The sequence below is a fragment of the Streptococcus sanguinis SK49 genome (assembly GCF_000212815.1).
Classification (GTDB): domain Bacteria; phylum Bacillota; class Bacilli; order Lactobacillales; family Streptococcaceae; genus Streptococcus; species Streptococcus sanguinis_C.
In genome coordinates this window covers 1,177,388-1,194,815 of sequence record NZ_GL890985.1, presented here as the reverse complement: position 1 = coordinate 1,194,815, position 17,428 = coordinate 1,177,388, and the positions used below count along the sequence as shown (strand labels likewise).

15 protein-coding genes and 2 pseudogenes are annotated in these 17,428 nt (G+C 40.7%); 4 read left to right on the top strand and 13 right to left on the bottom strand.

All coding sequences use genetic code 11. The features are described from left to right. Positions 1-6: 6 nt before the first annotated feature. The 10 genes and pseudogenes from HMPREF9380_RS05140 to HMPREF9380_RS05185 all read right to left on the bottom strand — a co-directional run bounded on the left by HMPREF9380_RS05140 (position 7) and on the right by HMPREF9380_RS05185 (position 7,542). On the bottom strand, positions 7-297 hold the full coding sequence (locus HMPREF9380_RS05140) for an AraC family ligand binding domain-containing protein (RefSeq protein ID WP_002933561.1): 291 nt from the start codon (positions 295-297) through the stop codon (positions 7-9). Between the two features lie 75 nt (positions 298-372). Further along, on the bottom strand, positions 373-1,140 hold the full coding sequence (ldcB, locus tag HMPREF9380_RS05145) for an LD-carboxypeptidase LdcB/DacB (protein ID WP_002933555.1): 768 nt from the start codon (positions 1,138-1,140) through the stop codon (positions 373-375). A 4-nt stretch (positions 1,141-1,144) separates the two neighbouring features. Further along, positions 1,145-1,556, bottom strand: a pseudogene (locus HMPREF9380_RS11490) (TcaA NTF2-like domain-containing protein); the annotation flags it as partial. Between the two features lie 24 nt (positions 1,557-1,580). Further along, a complete protein-coding gene (locus tag HMPREF9380_RS05155; RefSeq protein WP_002933553.1) occupies positions 1,581-2,705 on the bottom strand; it encodes a DUF6574 domain-containing protein in 1,125 nt (374 codons plus the stop codon). A gap of 98 nt (positions 2,706-2,803) precedes the next feature. Then, complete coding sequence (locus HMPREF9380_RS05160) at positions 2,804-3,118, bottom strand: rhodanese-like domain-containing protein (RefSeq protein ID WP_002895364.1); 315 nt, start codon at positions 3,116-3,118, stop codon at positions 2,804-2,806. After that, positions 3,111-4,073 carry a zinc-binding alcohol dehydrogenase family protein gene (locus tag HMPREF9380_RS05165; protein ID WP_002933552.1) on the bottom strand — a complete coding sequence of 321 codons (963 nt, stop codon included), beginning with the start codon at positions 4,071-4,073 and terminating at the stop codon, positions 3,111-3,113. The genes HMPREF9380_RS05160 and HMPREF9380_RS05165 overlap by 8 nt, the downstream gene beginning before the upstream one ends. A 249-nt stretch (positions 4,074-4,322) precedes the next feature. Then, the gene (locus HMPREF9380_RS05170; protein WP_002933551.1) at positions 4,323-4,811 is read right to left on the bottom strand and encodes a prolyl-tRNA synthetase associated domain-containing protein; all 489 of its coding nucleotides are present in this window, start codon (positions 4,809-4,811) and stop codon (positions 4,323-4,325) included. A gap of 11 nt (positions 4,812-4,822) precedes the next feature. Further along, positions 4,823-5,407 (bottom strand): uracil-DNA glycosylase family protein, encoded by a 585-nt coding sequence (locus HMPREF9380_RS05175; RefSeq protein WP_002933549.1) that lies wholly within the window; start codon positions 5,405-5,407, stop codon positions 4,823-4,825. A gap of 53 nt (positions 5,408-5,460) precedes the next feature. Then, on the bottom strand, positions 5,461-6,867 hold the full coding sequence (gene pepV / locus HMPREF9380_RS05180) for a dipeptidase PepV (RefSeq protein ID WP_002933548.1): 1,407 nt from the start codon (positions 6,865-6,867) through the stop codon (positions 5,461-5,463). Positions 6,868-6,936: 69 nt separating this feature from the next. Then, complete coding sequence (locus HMPREF9380_RS05185; RefSeq protein ID WP_002933547.1) at positions 6,937-7,542, bottom strand: nitroreductase family protein; 606 nt, start codon at positions 7,540-7,542, stop codon at positions 6,937-6,939. Positions 7,543-7,713: 171 nt separating this feature from the next. Between HMPREF9380_RS05185 and HMPREF9380_RS05190 the strand changes: the two genes are divergently transcribed. Then, the gene (locus HMPREF9380_RS05190; protein WP_032907367.1) at positions 7,714-8,514 is read left to right on the top strand and encodes an amino acid ABC transporter substrate-binding protein; all 801 of its coding nucleotides are present in this window, start codon (positions 7,714-7,716) and stop codon (positions 8,512-8,514) included. Between the two features lie 49 nt (positions 8,515-8,563). On the opposite strand, the pseudogene HMPREF9380_RS12155 reads toward HMPREF9380_RS05190, so the two are convergent. After that, positions 8,564-8,861: pseudogene (locus HMPREF9380_RS12155) on the bottom strand (hypothetical protein). A gap of 138 nt (positions 8,862-8,999) precedes the next feature. After that, positions 9,000-10,784: an excinuclease ABC subunit UvrC gene (uvrC, locus tag HMPREF9380_RS05195; protein WP_002933544.1), complete on the bottom strand. Its 1,785-nt coding sequence runs from the start codon at positions 10,782-10,784 to the stop codon at positions 9,000-9,002. A gap of 363 nt (positions 10,785-11,147) precedes the next feature. On the opposite strand from uvrC, the gene HMPREF9380_RS05200 reads away from it, so the two are divergent. The 3 genes from HMPREF9380_RS05200 (at position 11,148) to HMPREF9380_RS05210 (ending at position 14,680) form a co-directional block, all read left to right on the top strand. Continuing rightward, a complete protein-coding gene (locus HMPREF9380_RS05200) occupies positions 11,148-12,404 on the top strand; it encodes an extracellular solute-binding protein (protein WP_002933543.1) in 1,257 nt (418 codons plus the stop codon). 81 nt (positions 12,405-12,485) lie between these two features. After that, positions 12,486-13,844 (top strand): carbohydrate ABC transporter permease, encoded by a 1,359-nt coding sequence (locus tag HMPREF9380_RS05205; protein WP_002933541.1) that lies wholly within the window; start codon positions 12,486-12,488, stop codon positions 13,842-13,844. Next, positions 13,844-14,680 carry a sugar ABC transporter permease gene (locus HMPREF9380_RS05210; RefSeq protein WP_002895328.1) on the top strand — a complete coding sequence of 279 codons (837 nt, stop codon included), beginning with the start codon at positions 13,844-13,846 and terminating at the stop codon, positions 14,678-14,680. The genes HMPREF9380_RS05205 and HMPREF9380_RS05210 overlap by 1 nt, the downstream gene beginning before the upstream one ends. Before the next feature lie 162 nt (positions 14,681-14,842). Here the strand turns inward: HMPREF9380_RS05210 and HMPREF9380_RS05215 are convergent, their stop codons facing one another. After that, positions 14,843-17,344 carry a CAP domain-containing protein gene (locus HMPREF9380_RS05215; RefSeq protein ID WP_002933538.1) on the bottom strand — a complete coding sequence of 834 codons (2,502 nt, stop codon included), beginning with the start codon at positions 17,342-17,344 and terminating at the stop codon, positions 14,843-14,845. Positions 17,345-17,428 lie beyond the last annotated feature (84 nt).

The window sequence follows — 17,428 nt, the reverse complement described above, 5'->3', positions numbered from 1 at the left end:
AATATTTTAGTATTTTAACTGTTTAATAACTAAAATATGGCTATCTTTTTCTCCAAATAAACTATGTGGTTCATTTGGCTCCATCGTTAGAAAGGATCCTGGAACAAGTCGCACAGTATGATCTCCAGCAGAAAAGATCACATCCCCAGATAAACAAACGACTGTTACTAGGGCATCTGCACAATGTTCTGGTACTTCTTTTCCTTTAGCAAGATGAAGATGATGAATGATTCTCCCATCTTCTTCTACTGGTGTTTCTACAAAAGCATTATTAAGATTAGTTTGATAGAATTTCATTTTTTGAGCTCCTTTCGACCTTATAAAGCCAGTCAAGACCTGTTCAACTAAACAGGTCTTGACTAAAATTAAAAATTATTTTTCGTAGTCACCACCCGTAAAGTGATAATACTCCTCTAAAGTAAGACCTGAATCAGATATTTCTTTCGCTTCTTTACCTACATAACGTAAATGCCAACTTTCTGGTATATAGCCTGTTGAAGTTTCCTTTCCAACAGGGTAACGCACTACAAAGCCATATTTATAAGCATTATCTAAAAGCCATTGACTCGCTTCAGGCTCTTCAACTAAATTTCCGCTTATATCAATTAAATCAAATGCTAATCCAGTTTGATGCTCACTATACCCTGGTCTTGCTGAGTAGCGATCCGCCGCAGCTTGACCATCTTGGTTTGCATACTTTTGGTACAAATTCTCTTGTGCTTCGTAACTTCGAAAGCCACTGTATTGATTACTAACGGGATAGCCTTGAGCTTGCATATCTGCTATTAAATCTAATAATGCTGATTTAGCAGTAACATTCTCTCCTGGATTATAATCTGAAGACAAAGGATAATGTTTATTTGCGATGATAATTTGATCATATTTCCCTTGAACACTATAGTAGCTACCATTATAGGATACGCTCTTATCAACCGAAATTGTCTTATCCCGATTGCTTTTTTCATGCGTATTATCAGGATTTGTTACTATATCTTTTTCAGAGCTTGAATTGTGCTTTTGCATCACTTCACCCTCTTGATTAGTAGAGTTATCTCTGGTATTGTCTTTACCTGATGAACACGCGCTTAAAACAAGAACAAATGTAGCAAGAAAAAATAGTTTACAGTATTTTATTAGCATAATATTAACTTTCCGAGACCTCAAGATTATAGATTACAAAAGAATCACCACTAGACTTCAAGTAATAAGTCTTATTTTTGCGATTTAAACTATTTGGGGTGCTATCAGTATAGTGGACTGTATAGTCCTCATGAGAAGTAACGGTGTAAGAACCATTTTCTTCTTTGATTTCACGAACTTCTAATTTTCCTGGCTCATAATAATCAAATTTTGCTTTTTTAACACCGCCACTAGTCGTCCATTCAACCATATCCTTATATGCAGCACTACACGTATCATAGTATTGAAAATAATCATTAGTACGACTTGAAACTGAACTAAAAAACGGCTCTACGATATTCCGTTAGGAAAGAAGAAATTTTTGCTTTTTGAGCTTCTCCCTTTTTTGCTTCTTCATTCTTCTCTTTTATTTTGGTACCATCTATCCTTCTCCTTTGAAACTACATCATCATAATGCTTGTCAAGAGAGAAAAGGCAATAAATGAGAAGAAGAATGTGACAATACCATTTACAACAATAGCCAATAAGTATTTATAGAAAGGATCCAAGGACGTAGCTGTTTTTGAATAAATCAAAGCAAAGGTTGCTCCAACCCCAATAATCAAAACACCAATCCATGTCAAAAAGAGAGACAATGAAACAATGCCAAGAAGACTTAACAAAGCCGACACAGCAACAAAAGGCAATACAATAGCATAAAGGCGACCGTACCAATCAAAGGCTTTATTAAAACTAAAACTTTCATCCTTGTAAACCCAGCGCTTCACAACAAATCCACCTAAAATAATAGAGAAGAGGATTAGAGCAGCTGCAATCAGTGAGACAAAGAAAATTTTAAAATCAAAGATTGGTGCGCCAAAATAACCAAAAGTTACCATTCTAAAAACGTTTAAAATATTTGAATTAAGTACTATTGCCGAGAACAAGACTGTCAACCCCAAGGAAAGATAACCATTTATCTTACTACTTTCAACTTCAGATGTTGGCGATTTCCACGCTGAGATAAGCCAAGCCCAGAAACCTTTCATTGTTTTAGAAAACTCGTTAGGCTGAATAGGTTGTTGCTGACTGTAATGCCCCTGAGGTCCTTGTTGAGGCATTTGAGCGTTGAATTGCCCCTGCGGATTATTTTGATAAGCTTGTTGATTAAAATCAGCCTGACCAGAATTCTGCTGTTGACCAGTAAAGGGGTTGGTTTGAACTCCACCAGATTGTTGATAAGGATAATCTGGTTGAGCAAACGGTTGCGTCTGATTTGCAAATTGATTTGGATTTGATTGTTGCTGTGGTACCTCTTGATACTGCTGAGAAGACTGTTGAGCAAAAGGTTGTTGGAAATTTTGTTGCTGAACAAAAGGTTGTTGTGGAGGTTCGCTTCCTTGAAGTTCTTGTTGAGGCTGATTAAATGTTGATGAAGATTGAGTTCCCTCATTAATCACTTGATCTACATTTGCTTGTTCGGCTTCGAGAAATTCTCCAGATAGCATTGCCTGAGCAATTTCTTCCTCTGTAGCCGAGCGTCCATTAACGGCCTCAAAATATTCAAGCCAATCTTGTTTTGACATAAAATATCTCCTATCTATAAATTATTATACTACTATAGTATACAAAAAAAGGGCCGGAAATTCAATCTATTCCGGCATTTGCTCTTCTTAATCGCTTGTCAAATCGTCAATTTAGCAGGAAAAGCTTCGACTCCTCCTTCGACATTAGTTACTTGGTAACCCTTAGCTTCCAAAAATTCGCAGGCACGCGCTGAGCGTCCGCCTTTTTGACAGATGATATGGTAGGGGATTTGTTTATCTAGTTTTCCATAATTTTCAGGCAAGGTGCTGAGAGGCAGATTCTGAGCCCCAGAGATATGTCCAGCAGTAAATTCATCCACCTCGCGAACGTCAATCAACCGCAGTTCTTCTGCCTGTAATTTGTCATATAAATTTTTCGCACTAATTTTTTGCATCATTTTTCTCCTATTCATTCATAATCACGATTTTTCCAAAACCTGCCGTCCCCTCGACAAATGCATGAGCTTTGGGCACCTGCTCTAGGGAAAAGACACGCCTTGGTGTAACATTGACCTGGTAGCGGTCAATATAGTCAAATAATTCATCCATCAAATCTTGACTCACATGAGCAGAGTGAAAACTTGTCAGAAAACTGTTATTTTTTATTTCCTCAATCGGGTTGAAAGCGTCTAGCTCCCATTGGCCACCCAAGAGGCCGGTCACACAGATAATCCCGCCCTCTGCGATATGGTCAAAAGAATCCTTGACAGTTGCTGGGCCGACCAACTCCAGGATTTTATCAAACTTCTCCTCTGTTTCCAGCCGTCCATACTGGTCTATGATGATATCGTCGTAGGCTTGGTGCTTGAGCAGAAACTGTTTGGAACCACTATTGACCGAACCAACGATATGTGTGTCTGGAAACTGTGCCTTGACCAGACGAGCAAAGGCCAAACCGACACCGCTAGTGGCAGCCCGAACCAAAATCTTGTCATTGGGCTCAATGCGCAGATTTTTCATAGAACCTAGGGCAGTATAATAGGTCTCTGGCACTGCAACCAGCTCTGTCCAGGTCAGGTTGGTCTCGACTGTATAAATTTGGTCGTTCGGCAGGAGGACATACTCGGCATAAGAACCATCAAAAGCTCTCCCCATTTCTCCCATGATGGAAACCACTTTCTGGCCAATCTCTAAATCTGCTCGAGTCGTCTTGGCCACTTGGCCAACACACTCAATGCCTAAAATACGAGGAAAGGTGACACTTGGCGATAAACCCTCACGAGTAAAAATCTCCGAGTGGTTAATCCCAAACCCTCTAACCTTGACCAGGGTCCAGCCTTCTTGAAGTTCTGGAATCGGTCTTTCTTCCAGCAGAAGCTTTTCTGGACCACCTGCTTCGTAAATGACTATAGCCTTCATCGTTTCCATAGAATCACCTCGCTTTCTTAAAAGTTTAGCATTCTAAGCTTAGATTTATCAAAAAATCAGCCAGCTACTCTTGCAAGATCTAATAGTTCTTTGAAAAAATCATCAGCCGACTGTTGGAGAATCTCCTGAGGGAAACCAAGTTGCTGGATACGTCCGTCATCCAAGTTCAGGATAGAGGGACAAGACGCTCGGTTTGACAACCTGAGAGAGCAGCTGGATAGTACTATTCTATCTCAGCAAAACAGTTAGTTAAAGCTCAAGAACTTGGTAAGAGTAGCCCAAATCTTGCAAGAATTTAAACAAATCTCTTGTAGAGACAAAGATAGTCTTTTCATTGGTATTAGGATGAAAAGTCATGATATCCTCAGATACAATGTCCTTATCAAAATAAACTTGAATATCTTTTTCTTCATTATTTAACAAACCAAAAGGTGAAACCGTTCCTGCTGGTAGGTTCATTTTCTCAGCCAAGGAGTCCAATGAGGCCATGCGAATCCGATTGGCTCCCACTTGAACTTTAAAGTCATCCATATCCAATCGTTTCTTATCATCCATAATCAGAAGGTAATACTGAGTTTTCTTCCTATTAGTCAAAAACATGGTCTTAGTCCGAACACCTTCCATGCCTTCAATATAGCTATCTGCCTGCTCTGTCGTAAATGCAGGTGGGTGCTCCACCACATCAAAGGCAATCCCCAACTCTTGCAACTTATTAGCTACTTGTTGATAAGCATCCATAGTTTTTTCCTTTATTGATGAATAATCTTTTGTACCAACGCTTGCAAGTCTGGAACAACCTGCTCTGTAAACCAAGGGTTTTTAGCCATCCAGATTTGGTTGCGAGGCGATGGGTGTACCAATGGAAAAAAATCAGGTAGATAGTCTTGATAATGCTGAACTGTCTCGGTCAGCTTGATATTTCCTTTTTGATGCAGATAGTATTTCTGTGCATACTGACCAATCAAAATAGTCAGCTCAATATCTGGCAAAAGCTCTAAAATCAGCTGATGCCATTTGTCCGCAAAGTCCTTACGAGGCGGTAAATCACCAGATTTCCCATGTCCTGGAAAATAAAAATCCATGGGCAAAACTGCAAAGTAGCCAGAATGATAAAAAGTCTCTTCATCGACACCCAGCCATTCTCTCAGCCGATCACCACTCTTGTCCTTCCAGTAAAGCCCTGCCTGCTGAGTTTTCAGTCCCGGCGCTTGACCAACAATGTTAATCCGAGCATTCTTTGGTGCCGCAAAGAGTGGCTTGATTTCCTGCTCCGTAAATTTCTGATTTTCTGGATCAGCCATGATGGCCTTTGTAATATCTTCTAAAGTATGCATAGCAACTCCTTGCAAAGAAACTCATTTGGCAAGACCAAACGAGTTCTTCTTTTTTATTTGATTAATTCGTAGATAGCTTCCGCGTAAATGGCCGCAGCACGGAAAAGGTCTTCTACATCTGTAAATTCATTGGCTTGGTGCATGGTATTGACATAGTCTGGGAACATAGCTCCAAAAGCCACACCTCGCTTCAAAAGACGGCCAAAGGTTCCGCCACCAATGACTTGCTCGTGTCCTTTGAGACCCGTTTGTTTTTCGTAAACACTCAAAAGAGTTGCTACCAATTCATCATCTGCTGGAACATAGTGCGGAGTGTGTTCGTGTTCAGACAAACTCACAGACACAACACCAGTAACTTTTTCAAGACCGGCCTGAATTGTTTTCGGATCAGTACCTTGAGGGTAACGGATGTTCAGAGCAATGGTATTGTCAGCCTTGGCACTGTCAAAATGGAAAACACCAGCATTCATGCTGAGAGCACCCATTTTAGCATCTGTATAAGCAATTCCTAACTTCTCACCTGCAAAGTCCTCGTGCAGAACTTGAGCTGCAACTTCCAGATAAGCTTTGGCGTCACCTGCAAAGTCAAATTGGTTGAGGAAGAGAGCTAAATAGGTTGCTCCGTTGATACCATCCTCTGGTGTAGAACCATGAGCTGATTTCCCAATGACTGTCACTTCAAGAGCGTCGCCATTTTCTTTCAGACTACCTGAAACCTTGTGGGCAGCAGCAAAGTCTTGTAATTTGACATCCAATTCCGCTGCATCAACTGCTGCTGTAAAAATAGCTGTCGCTGATTCTGGCACCATATTCTCACGAAGTCCTCCAGTGAAGCTCTTGAGTTTAAAGCTGCCATCATTACTGTTACCAAAGTGGAGATATTCTGTGATATTCCCTTTTTCACCGTTAATGATTGGAAATTCCGCATCTGGTGAGAAACCAAAGTCTGGCTCAGGCAAACCAACATGCTTGAAATAATAGTCCATGTCTTGCCAACCGGATTCCTCGTCTGTCCCCACCACAAAGCGCACACGCTTAGATACTGGCAAGCCCAAGTCTTTGATGATTTTCAAACCGTAGTAACAAGCCATGGTTGGCCCTTTATCATCAGACGAACCACGCGCATAAAGCTTACCATCAATAATTTCAGGTTTGTAAGGATCTGTATTCCAACCACTTCCAGCAGGGACCACATCCATGTGGGCAAAAATCCCAAGTTCTTCCGCACCCTCACCAAAAGTAAAGTGACCAGCATAATTGTCCACATTCTTGGTTTCATAACCATCGCGTTCAGCAATTTCTAAAAACTTATGCAGAGCTTGAACAGGTCCAGGTCCAAAAGGATGTTCCTTATCCGCTTTGGAATCATCTCGTTCTGAGTTGATTTCCAAAAGACTGAACAGGTCAGCTAAGAGAGCTTCTCTGCGTTTTTCAACTTCTGCTTTAAAATCAATTGTCATTATTTCACCCCAATTTCTAATTCGATTTAAATCGATGTATATACGAATTAAATCATAAACATAACTATATCAACGTTTCTCAATGATTTCATCAACTGGCAAACGATAACTAGGTTCTAGTTTTTCATCTGTATAACCAACCGTAATCAAAAGTTCTGGACGGAAACGCTCATCGATTTCCAAAACCTTATTAACCTTAGATTTATCGAAACCTAAGATGATATTAGAGCCGATACCTTGGTCAGTCAGAGCCAAAACAAGATTCATGGCCACCAGACCAGCATTGAGAGATAAATAATCGCTCTTTTGCTGCTCACTATAGCGAGCAAACTCAGCAGGCAAATTCTGCATGTAGAATTGGAGCTGTTCGTCAGAGAAATTCTTAACTCCAGCCACACGCGCAATCTTGCGAGCCCGCTTGGTTAAATCTGTATCTGTAAAGAGGGCGATGGTCACTGGAGCTTCCTTAATCTGGTCCACATTTCCACCGAAAGCTGTCTCTGCCAAAGCCTGATTACGCTCCCGCACCACAACGAACTTCCACGGCTGACTATTGTGAGCACTGGGAGCCAAAGTCGCAATTTCAATGGCTGTGCGCACATCCTTTGGATCCACAGGTTTGTCATTAAAATGCTTGGTCGCATGACGCTTTTTATTGAGTTCTAGAAATTTCATAAGTCGTATCCTTTTCTAAATATACTAGTTTCATTTTATCATATTTTGTAAGAGTTTGCAGGAGTTTTTCATTATTAAGGTTTCTTATTGCAGCTATAAAAAATATATATTGGATAATCAAGATAGTTTCTGATAAGCTATAGAATAATACCAATTTGAATGGAGCAAATCATGAGAAAAATCGTCCTGTTTCTAATCATCCTTCCACTATTAGCCGCCTGCAGTCACCAGAGCAATCCTCAAAAAAATTCGTCCCCAAAAACAATTACTGTTGCAACAGCTGGCGATGTCCCACCATTCGCCTATGAGGAAAACGGCAACCTGACTGGCTACGATATTGAAGTACTTAAAGCAATTGATGAGAAGCTCAGTGATTACGAAATTCACTTTCAAAGAACCGCCTGGGAAAGTATCTTCCCAGGACTTGATTCCGGTCACTATCAAGCTGCAGCCAATAACTTGAGTTACACAAAAGAGAGAGCAGATAAATATCTCTACTCACTCCCTATCTCAAAAAATCCTTTAGTACTTGTTAGCAATAAGAAGAATCCTATAACTTCTCTTGAGCAAATTGCTGGTAAAACAACTCAAGAGGATATCGGAACATCGAACGCCCAATTTATCAACAATTGGAATCAAAAACACACTGAAAATCCAGCCACTATCCAGTACTCAGGAGAAGATATAGGAAAACGTATCTTTGACCTTTCTAATGGTGACTTTGATTTCCTAATCTTTGACAAAGTTTCCGTTCAAAAAATTATTAAAGAACGTGGCTTGGATCTATCTGTTGTTGATCTTCCTTCCACTGACAGTCCTAACAACTATATTATATTTTCTAGCGAAGAAAAAGCATTTAAGGAACAATTTGATAATGCATTAAAGGAACTCTATCAAGACGGAAGACTTGAAAAACTCAGCAATACCTACCTTGGTGGTTCCTACCTACCAGATTCCTCTGAGTTGAAATAATAAAACGAAAACCATCCAAAATATCTGGATGGTTATTCTAATTTTTTAATTAAATTACTATGTTTAAATCTTTTCCAGAAACTCCATCAATGAAAATTGGATTTAATGTGAGTTTTAATTTTTTTAGTTTGAATTTTTGAATTCTCGTTATTTTAGGTTGAAATGAAAAATAACTGCTTGGGTACGTCAAAACCATTATCCCAGTTAAAATTATCATATAAAACAAACAGTTCATCTTCGGTTTGAAGACTATTAATATACGATACAGCTTTAGCATTGCTTTCAGTATACAAAATATCAGATATTTCTTGTATTTGATGTTTATTCATTTTAAAAGTCGGCTCCATTATAATATTCCTAAGTTTTCTAATTCTTTCGAAGCATTCATTTGAGTTTATTATATAAACCTCTCTAAAATCCGACAAACTAATCTTTCAATCTATATCTAAAATTGGCTCCGCCACCTCTCGCAACTGTACTTGTTGTTACTCCTGAGTTTTCGGATTTAACTTCTCCCGCACTGCTTCTGCCACCGCTCGTGGCACCCCGACTTCGACGATTTGGTCGACACTGGCTTCTTTAATCTTGGTTAGAGATTTGAAATGCTTCATAAGATTTTGCTTGCGTTTTGGTCCCAAGCCTTCAATGCCATCTAGCTGCGATGAGAAGGAATTTTTAGATCGGAGTTGGCGGTGGAAGGTAATAGCAAAGCGGTGGACTTCATCTTGGATACGCTGGAGTAGGAAAAATTCCTGCGAATTGCGGGATAATTCCACAACCTGCAGAGGGTCACCAAAAAGCAATTCATGAGTCTGGTGCTTGTCATTTTTTTGCAGTCCAGCGATGGGAATGTCCAATCCCAACTGGTCCTGAATAACTTCTTTAGCGACATTAACCTGACCCTGTCCACCGTCAATGACAATCAAATCAGGCGGAGTCAGTCCATCTCGAATCACCCGACTATAGCGCCGCTTGATGACCTCACGCATACTTGCGTAGTCATCAGGTCCTACGACAGTCTTGATCTTATATTTGCGATAATCCTTCTTGCTAGGTTTACCATTGACAAAGACTACCATAGCTGATACAGGACTGGTCCCCATGATATTGGAGTTATCAAAAGACTCAATACGAACAGGCGTTGGAATGTTAAGGAGTTGCCCTAGATTCTCAATAGCACCTTGGGTCTTTTCAATAGATTTTTCCAAGAGGTCAAATTTCTGCTGGAGACTGACTCGGGCGTTTTTGATAGCCAGATTGACCAGCTGTTTCTTCTCACCTCGCTGGGGCTTAAGCACCTTGGTATCCACCATGGCTCGGACAGCTTCTTCGTCAATATCTGCGGGAATCAAAATTTCATTGGGCTTGAGGTGGGATTTTTCCTGATAAAACTGGCCGATATAGGTCAGAAAATCTTCGTCCGGATCATTGTAATAGGGAAAAAGATTGACGTCACGTTCGATTAGCTTGCCCTGGCGGACAAAAAAAACCTGTACGCACATCCATCCCTTATCCACATAGTAGCCAAAGACATCGCGATTCTGCAAATCCTTGGCCATGACCCGCTGCTTGGTTCGCAGCGTACCAATGGACTGAATCAAGTCGCGGTACTCTGCTGCCTTTTCAAACTCCATAGCTTGCGCTGCGCCAGCCATTTTCCCCCGTAAATCCTCAATAATCTGGTCATCCTGGCCCTTGAGAAAAGCCGCGACCTCCTGAGCTAAGTCCTTAAAATACTGGCTGTCTACCTTGCAAATAGTGTGGGCCTTGCACTGACCCAGATGGTAGTAAAAGCAGACCTTCTCAGGTGGATTGGTACACTTACGAAAAGGAAAGAGCCGATCTAATAGCCGCTTGATTTCATTGGCTGCACCGACATCGGGGTAAGGACCAAAATAAAGCCCACCGTCCTTTTTGACTTGGCGCGTGATGATTAGGCGCGGATAGGTTTCGTTGGTAATCTTGATAAATGGATAGGACTTATCGTCCTTGAGCATGATATTGTACTTGGGCTGGTTTTCCTTGATTAGATTAATCTCCAGCAGTAAAGCTTCAATATTGGACTCGGTGACAATAAACTCAAAATCTTCAATCTCAGAAACCAGGGCCTCAGTCTTGGTATCATGACTGCCACGGAAATAAGAACGGACCCGATTGCGAAGATTCTTGGCTTTACCGACATAGATAATGGTACCGTTTTTGTCTTTGTGAATGTAACAGCCGGGACTGGTCGGCAACAGTTCCAGCTTTGATTGGATTAGCTTATTCATAGGTCTATTATAGCAGAAAAGGGAAGCATTCAACAGGAAGACGTTAGAATGTTAGAAAATCAAAAGTTTTATTCCTTTCTTTGGTAATACTGAACTATAACTTGTCTTCATATCTTCTTGCAAGTACCAAAAATCTATTTCAAAAGAAACATGATTTTCTTCATAAAAAAGCGTTTTCTAAGTAAAAATCAAGCAAGCGATTGCACAGCCATTTTAATAGGCTTTGATTAAATAAACAGAAATAAAATAGAAAAATTTTAGAAAAATTAATATATTTTTAAAAAATTTTCAAAAAAAGACTTGACAAAAATTGCAAACGGTTGCATAATAGAATTGTAAATAAAATTCCGGGAGGAAATAGGAATGAAAACATGGAAAAAAGTAGTATTGGGCAGTGTCAGCTTGCTGGCTGCAGGAACGCTGTTAGCAGCTTGTAGCTCAAATAGTAGCAAGGAGAGCTCTTCTTCTAAAGCTGATAGCAAGACCTTGAAACTTTGGGTACCAACTGGTGCTAAAGATTCTTACTCTGATACAGTTAGCAAGTTTGAGAAAGAATCAGGCTACAAGGTTGACGTAGTCGAAATGGAAGATCCAAACGCTCAAGAAAATCTGACAAAGGATGCTAGTACTGCTGCCGATGTTTTCTCTCTGCCACACGACCAACTTGGTAAATTAGTTGAAGCTGGAGCGATTCAAGAAGTTCCTTCTAATATGGCAGAAGAAATCAAGAAGAACGATACAGAACAAGCAGCGATTGGTGCTCAGTATAAAGGTAAAACTTATGCTTTCCCATTCGGTATCGAATCACAAGTTACCTACTATAATAAGTCAAAACTTTCTGCTGACGATGTTAAGTCTTATGAAACCATCACTTCTAAAGCTAAATTCGGCGGAAACTTGAAAGAAGTTAATGCTTATGTAACTGCTCCACTTTTCCTTTCTGTTGGTGATACTCTTTTTGGTAAAGACGGTGAGCAAGTAGACGGAACAAACTGGGGTAATGAAGCTGGTGTGAACGTTCTGAAGTTCATCGCAGCTCAAAAAAATAACAGCGGTTTTGTAAACGTAGATGCTTCTAACCTTCTGGCTAAATTTGAAGATGGTTCAGTTGACGCTTTCCAATCTGGTCCATGGGACTACGCAGCAGCTGAAAAAGCTGTCGGTAAAGATAACCTTGGTATCTCTGTTTATCCAACTGTTAATATCGGTGGACAAGACGTTCAACAAAAAGCCTTCCTCGGTGTAAAACTTTACGCTGTTAACCAAACACCTTCAAACGGCGACACTGACCGTATCGCAGCAAGCTACAAACTGGCTCAAGCTCTTACTAGCAAAGATAGTCAAGAAAACCAATTCAAGTTTGAAGGACGTCACATCATCCCTGCTAACAAAGAAGTACAAGAGTCTGAAGATGTTAAGAAAGATGCCTTGGCACAAGCTGTTATCACAATGGGATCTTCTGATACCTACACAACAGTTATGCCTAAACTTAGCCAAATGTCTGTCTTCTGGACTGAAAGTGCTGCAATCCTCAGCGATGCTTACAATGGTAAATTTGGTGAAGATCAATACCTCGCAAAATTACAACAGTTTGATAAAGATTTAGCAGCAGCTAAATAATCCTCAAACGAATAAAAATAAGCATTGAAGTGAGGAGGGCAGCCTCCTCACTTCTTTCTTTGTAAATATAAGGAGAATACTATGACTCAGTCATCCTATGACAATGCATCCATGGTTCAGGTCTTTAAAGAGGGAACCTGGGATGTCAAACTCTCTTTTTTGGTAATGGGACTGAGCAACCTTGTAAACAAACAATTTATCAAGGGGCTGCTCTTCCTCTTCTCAGAAATTGCTTTCCTAATTGCTTTTGCAGTCCAAATCCTACCAGCTATTGGCGGCATGATTACATTGGGGACTCAAGAGCAGGGAGAGGCTATCAAAAAAGTTAACGGCTTGGAAATCACTGTTCAAGTAGCGGGTGACAACTCTATGCTGATGCTGATTTTTGGACTTGCTTCTCTTATCTTCTGTGCAGTCTTCGCCTACATCTACTGGTGTAATCTGAAAAGTGCTCGTCACTTGATGGCTCTCAAGCAGTCCGGTCAGAAGATTCCTAACTTCGTTGAAGACTTCAAGACGCTTGCTGACGGCCGCTTTCACATGGGCCTAATGAGCATCCCTCTTATCGGAGTACTGCTCTTTACCATTCTGCCTCTGATCTATATGATCTGTTTGGCCTTTACTAACTTTGACCATAAGCATCCTGCTCCTAAGTCACTCTTTGACTGGGTTGGCTTCTCTAGCTTCGGTGATGTTTTCTCAGGTCGCATGGCTAGCACCTTCTTCCCACTTTTAGGCTGGACCTTGATTTGGGCAGTTGCTGCGACAGCTACTACTTTCTTCTTCGGTATCGTTTTAGCTCTCTTGCTCAATACCAAAGGCCTCAAGTACAAGAAAGTTTGGCGGACACTCTTCGTTATCACTATTGCTGTACCGCAATTCGTATCCCTGCTCTTGATGCGTAATTTCCTGAATGACAATGGGCCTTTGAATGGACTATTGCAAAGCCTCCATCTCATCCAGAATCCAATTCCATTTCTGAGTGATCCTGTTTGGGCTAAGTTCTCAATCATCCTAGTTAATATGTGGATTGGTATTCCATTTACCATGCTGGTAGCGACCGGGATTATCATGAACCTTCCTAGCGAGCAAATCGAGGCTGCTGAAATTGATGGAGCTAGCAAGCTTCAAATCTTCAAGAGCATTACTTTCCCTCAAATTCTCTTGATAATGGCGCCATCACTTATCCAGCAGTTTATCGGGAACATCAACAACTTCAACGTTATCTACTTCCTGACAGGCGGTGGACCTACTAACTCTTCTTACTATCAGGCAGGCTCAACTGACCTCTTGGTTACCTGGCTCTATAAACTGACCGTTTCAGCCAAGGATTACAATCTGGCATCTGTTATCGGTATCCTGATCTTTGCAATCTCTGCAGCCTTCAGTCTCTTAGCCTATACTAGATCCGCATCATTCAAGGAAGGAACTGCTAAATAATGAAAAATAGAAAAAAACTCAGTTTATTAGGGATTTATGTCTTACTGGCTGTTCTAGCATTTATCTGGCTTACACCGATTATCTGGATTTTTCTGACCAGTTTCCGTGGTGAAGGCTCGAATGCAGTCCCTTACTTCTTCCCTAAGACTTATACTCTTGACAACTATATCAGACTGTTTAATAACAACACATATCCTTTTGTTCAGTGGTTTATGAATACCCTGATTGTTGCAACAGCGACCTGTATCCTGTCTACTTTGATTACTGTGGGTATGGCTTACTCACTCAGCCGTATCAAATTCAAGCATAAAAATCGTTTCCTCAAGCTGGCTCTGGTACTTAACATGTTCCCAGGCTTCATGTCTATGATTGCGGTTTACTACATCTTGAAAGCACTCAATTTGACACAAACCCTTACATCACTGATTCTGGTTTATTCAGCTGGAGCGGCTCTAGGCTTCTATATTGCTAAAGGTTTCTTTGATACAATCCCATATTCCTTGGACGAATCCGCTATGATTGACGGAGCAACTCGCTTCCAAATCTTCCGGACTATTACATTGCCGCTTTCAAAACCGATTATCGTTTATACAGCGCTTATGGCTTTCATGGGACCTTGGGTTGACTTCATCTTTGCCTCTGTGATTCTAGGCGATGTCAAGGAAAAATATACAGTGGCTTTGGGACTTTTCCAAATGCTTAATAAGGACGCCATCAATAAATGGTTCTTGCCTTTCACATCTGGAGCAATTATCATCGCTATTCCAATCACTCTTCTCTTCATCTTCATGCAGAAATACTACGTAGAAGGTGTAACAGGTGGAGCAGTCAAATAGAATCTATTATGTATATCAAAAACTTCCGACAATTAATATCGGAAGTTTTTATCTTTCTTAGAAAATGTGGAACTTAACTCCTCATCCCTTTTATATGAGATTGCTTATTAACTTGGACAAAAAATGAGTCTGGAAATTATTCCAGGCTCATTTTGTATTTCTTTAATTATAATCTTCGTCTCTACGACGGCGTTTGTTGGTTCCCAAAAAGGCAGCTGCACCAAGTGCCATACCAAAAATTGCAAGGCGTTCTGCTTCTGAACCAGTATTTGGCAGAATAGCAGGAACTGTTGGAGCCTTATCAGCAGTTGTAGCCACGCTAGCAAGTTGAGCTGCAGGATTTACAACAAAATCAGTGAATACGTCACTACCTGCCGCTTGAACAGCACCTGTAGTTGCTCCTTTGACTTCACGAGTGTTCGCATGAACTTCTGCAGTCTTAGGATCTGAATCTTTCTTAGATTCATCCTCTGCACCTGGACCAGTAGCTCCGGCTTTTACAGCTGTTAGAGTCTGTTTATCTTCACCTAAACGATAGTTTGTATCTAAAGCATTCGTATAAATCGAATCAGACAGAATCAAAGAATTTAGAAGGGATTCATATGTCTCTTGAAGATTATTGTATGCCTCTTCAAGCCCCTTAAGAATTGCCTGTTCTTGATTTAGAATTGCTTGTTTAGCCTCAAAATTAACTTGCGCAGCTGCAAGTTCTTGCTCTGCTTCAGCAAGTAACTGTGGAGCGTTTTGAAGGTCAATAACTTTCTTTTTAGCTGCTGCTAATGTCTTTTGAGCAGCCAACAAATCCTCTTGAGCAGTTGTCAAATTAGCTTTCGCAGCTTCTTGAGCTGACTTAAGTTCTGCCAACTTATCCTTAGCTGCCGCAAGAACTGCCTGAGCATTGCTCAAGTTAGTTTGATAAGGAGCCAAGCTTGCTGCAATCTTAGCTGTCGCTCTGTCGAGAGCTTCCTGCTTAAGAGCAACATTTTGTTTGGTCAAAGCTAGATTATTTTCAGCAGTTGCTACCTTCTGACGAGCTGCTTCAACTGCTGAAATTTGAGTTGCCGCTGTCTTTTGAGCATCAGCTAATTGAGCATTTAGGATATTGATAGCTGATTCCTGACCAACTTTTTGAGCCTTAAGTTCAGCTAATTGATTCTTAAGTGCTGTAACATTAGCGTTAGAACCTGCAGAACGACCGCCACCAGCACGCAACAACTGCTCCATAGCAGCAACAGTCAGCAAAGTACCATTATTAACACGTTGGTCAAAGTTGCTAATATGATGGAAACCAACTTCGGATGTACCATGAGGAGTGCCCCATTGATTTGGATGTTTATCATAAGCTGCTGAGATTGCATTAGCTTTATTGTCCATCATCTGCACATAGTGGCCAATTTTAGCAAATACATCAGCCCCAACTCTCATATAGATAGCATTAGCATCAATCTGAGTTTCATCAGTAGGCAGTCCATATTGCGCCGCAATCTCTTGATACTTTTCTTTTTCTTTGTGCCAGAAATTGACAGCCCCTTGCGGGTCAAAACTAATCGCCACATTTTCGTTACCAATCAACTTACCCATGTGCCAGTTATTACGCTCAAAGTAGATAGTCTGAATCTGGCTAGCCACATTCGCATACGGATCAACCAACAGCTCTTGTAAGCCGGCATTACGACGGTAAGCATTAATCGCCTTAACCAACTCTAAAGCTTGCAGGTTATTTTCTAGACTAGCTGGACTGGTTGGATCAGAATTAACTGAGATACCAAATTCATTTTGACCGCGTTGGTAAACAGCAAGTGCATTGTTGGCAGCATCACGAATTTCTTGATTAGCCGCATTGTTACGAACATTTTCTAAAAATTGAGAATAAGTCGTATTGCGAAGGTCAACAGGAGCTGTTGCTGCTGCTTTCTCTGCAGCAGGAATTTGTCCTTCAAGAGAGCTGATAGCTTGATTGGTTTGGCTCAAAGATGCCTTTGCCTGGTTGATTTTATTCTGGATTTCAGCCTGCACTTGTGGAGCAGAAGACGCTGCTTGTTCCGCCTTTGTCAACTCAGTCTTTGCATTGTCTAAAGCGGTCTGTGCTTGACTTTGCTGACTCTTAGCAGTTGCTACAGCTTGCTCCTCTGAGTTAAGTGGTGTTTTAGCTTGTTTCAACTCAGTCTCTGCAACATCTACCAGAGATTGGCTTGCTTTAATAATATTCTCTTGATTTTTTACCGACTGCTCTGCCTGTTCCGCTTCAGCAGTTGTTTCTTTAAGAATAGCTTCTTTAGAAACAACTTCTTCTTCAGCTGTTTTTACATTGGCTTCAGCTTTAGAAATATTTTCTTCTGTCGCTTCTGCCTGATTTTCTTTTGCTTCTTCAACTGTAGCTTCCGCTTCCTTTACGCTAGATTCTGCAGCTTCTGCTTCACTTTTAGCAGTATCAACTACTGACTTTTGCTCTTCAAGTTTCGTCTTAGCAATCTCAGCATTTTCTTGTGCTATAGCCACATCAGCTGCCGTCACTGGCTTTTCAGTCACCTCAGTCGCTTTAAGAGCTGTTTTAGTTGATTCAATCAACTCATCAGCATGCACTTGATGGGTCAGTCCACCAGAAATAATAGTTGTAGCCGCAATACCGGTTGCTACAACAGATTTGCCAATTTTCTTTTCCATAATTTCATTCTCCTCCTTGGTAATCTCACATACATTTATTTAAATGATGCGCTTTGCCTCATGGTAATATACTAACACAAAAGA

Coding starts and splice junctions, on each gene's coding strand:
- HMPREF9380_RS05210 (WP_002895328.1), top strand. CDS start 13,844: ATGAAAAATAGAAAAAAACTCAGTTTATTAGGGATTTATGTCTTACTG.
- HMPREF9380_RS05160 (WP_002895364.1), bottom strand. CDS start 3,118: ATGAATAGGAGAAAAATGATGCAAAAAATTAGTGCGAAAAATTTATAT.
- HMPREF9380_RS05165 (WP_002933552.1), bottom strand. CDS start 4,073: ATGGAAACGATGAAGGCTATAGTCATTTACGAAGCAGGTGGTCCAGAA.
- HMPREF9380_RS05205 (WP_002933541.1), top strand. CDS start 12,486: ATGACTCAGTCATCCTATGACAATGCATCCATGGTTCAGGTCTTTAAA.
- HMPREF9380_RS05170 (WP_002933551.1), bottom strand. CDS start 4,811: ATGGATGCTTATCAACAAGTAGCTAATAAGTTGCAAGAGTTGGGGATT.
- HMPREF9380_RS05175 (WP_002933549.1), bottom strand. CDS start 5,407: ATGCATACTTTAGAAGATATTACAAAGGCCATCATGGCTGATCCAGAA.
- HMPREF9380_RS05140 (WP_002933561.1), bottom strand. CDS start 297: ATGAAATTCTATCAAACTAATCTTAATAATGCTTTTGTAGAAACACCA.
- uvrC (WP_002933544.1), bottom strand. CDS start 10,784: ATGAATAAGCTAATCCAATCAAAGCTGGAACTGTTGCCGACCAGTCCC.
- HMPREF9380_RS05185 (WP_002933547.1), bottom strand. CDS start 7,542: ATGAAATTTCTAGAACTCAATAAAAAGCGTCATGCGACCAAGCATTTT.
- HMPREF9380_RS05190 (WP_032907367.1), top strand. CDS start 7,714: ATGAGAAAAATCGTCCTGTTTCTAATCATCCTTCCACTATTAGCCGCC.
- ldcB (WP_002933555.1), bottom strand. CDS start 1,140: ATGCTAATAAAATACTGTAAACTATTTTTTCTTGCTACATTTGTTCTT.
- HMPREF9380_RS05215 (WP_002933538.1), bottom strand. CDS start 17,344: ATGGAAAAGAAAATTGGCAAATCTGTTGTAGCAACCGGTATTGCGGCT.
- pepV (WP_002933548.1), bottom strand. CDS start 6,867: ATGACAATTGATTTTAAAGCAGAAGTTGAAAAACGCAGAGAAGCTCTC.
- HMPREF9380_RS05155 (WP_002933553.1), bottom strand. CDS start 2,705: ATGTCAAAACAAGATTGGCTTGAATATTTTGAGGCCGTTAATGGACGC.
- HMPREF9380_RS05200 (WP_002933543.1), top strand. CDS start 11,148: ATGAAAACATGGAAAAAAGTAGTATTGGGCAGTGTCAGCTTGCTGGCT.